Genomic DNA, 359 nt, shown 5'->3' with positions numbered 1-359 from the left:
CTGCAGCAGGTGTGCCAGATGCTCGTCCAGGGCATCACTCCTCACCAGCCCCATGGGCTTGGTCAGGATGAGAGCCACCCGGTCGCAGCCGTGGGCCAAGGCCCATTCCAGCGGGACGGGGTCGGCCAGGCCGCCATCAAAATAAGGCACGCCGTCGATGACGCAGGGCTGGTCGATGACCGGGATGCAGCAGGATGCCATGAGGACGCGGTAGTCGTCCGGGTGGAGGTCTGCCTTGGAGAAATACTGCGCCTCGCCGTTCTGTGCATTAGCGGCCACCACGCAGAGCTCTGCCGGGCTGCGGGCAAGCGCCGCGTAATCCAGCGGATTCTCGCCGCCTGCATTGCTGAGGGTGCCGT

The 359-nt window shown here is 65.7% G+C and carries 1 protein-coding gene; it reads right to left on the bottom strand.

Translation table 11 applies throughout. The features are described from left to right. Positions 1 to 359: patatin-like phospholipase family protein (locus P0G09_RS16040; protein WP_342760544.1), on the bottom strand; the 359-nt coding region annotated here is incomplete at both ends.

Source organism: Faecalibacterium sp. DFI.5.82, assembly GCF_029076575.1.
Taxonomy (GTDB): Bacteria; Bacillota; Clostridia; order Oscillospirales; family Ruminococcaceae; genus Faecalibacterium; species Faecalibacterium duncaniae.
Note: the sequence above shows the minus strand (reverse complement) of the source record. Positions and strands in the feature narration are given on the sequence as shown.